The organism is Escherichia sp. 94.0001 (assembly GCF_013369155.2).
In the GTDB taxonomy this organism is placed as follows: domain Bacteria; phylum Pseudomonadota; class Gammaproteobacteria; order Enterobacterales; family Enterobacteriaceae; genus Escherichia; species Escherichia coli_F.
In genome coordinates, this window is record NZ_JABWMS020000202.1 from 1 (window position 1) to 780 (window position 780).

General features: G+C 59.4%; 2 protein-coding genes. Both read left to right on the forward strand.

All coding sequences use genetic code 11. The features are described from left to right. Nucleotides 1-638, forward strand: a 638-nt coding sequence (locus HEN33_RS25215) for a phage minor tail protein L (protein WP_183083527.1), incomplete at its 5' end; no start/stop codon positions are given. A 10-nt stretch (nucleotides 639-648) separates the two neighbouring features. Beyond that, nucleotides 649-780: Mov34/MPN/PAD-1 family protein (locus tag HEN33_RS25220; protein ID WP_001482052.1), on the forward strand; the 132-nt coding region annotated here is incomplete at its 3' end.

Here is a 780-nt window from a genome sequence, read left to right on the forward strand (position 1 = left end):
TGGTACTCTGGGAAATCGACCTGACGGTACAGGGTGGTGAGCGGTATTTTTTCTGCAATGAGCTGAATGAAAAAGGGGAGGCGGTCACCTGGCAGGGGCGGCAATATCAGGCATACCCGATTGACGGCAGTGGCTTTGAGATGAACGGGAAGGGCAGCAGTGCCCGCCCGTCGCTGACGGTGTCGAATCTGTTCGGTCTGGTCACCGGAATGGCGGAGGACCTGCAGAGCCTGGTGGGGGCCACGGTGGTCCGCCGCCGGGTGTATGCCCGTTTTCTGGATGCGGTGAATTTTGTGGCGGGCAATCCGGAAGCGGACCCGGAGCAGGAGCTGAGCGACCGCTGGGTGGTGGAGCAGTTATCAGAGCTGACGGCCATGACGGCCTCGTTTGTGCTGGCCACACCGACCGAGACGGACGGGGCGCTGTTTCCCGGTCGCATCATGCTGGCGAACACCTGTATGTGGGATTACCGGGGAGATGAATGCGGGTATAACGGTCCTGCGGTGGCGGATGAGTTCGACAACCCCACCACGGATATCCGTAAGGACAGATGCAGCAAGTGCATGCGCGGGTGTGAGATGCGCAGCATGGTGGCTAATTTTGGCGGTTTCCTTTCCATTAATAAACTTTCGCAGTAAATCCCGGTTTATGACACAGACTGAATCAGCGATTCTGGCGCATGCCCGGCGGTGTGCGCCTGCGGAGTCGTGCGGCTTCGTGGTGAGAACGCCGGAGGGGGAGCGGTATATCCCTTGTGTGAATATCTCTGCAGAGCCGGAG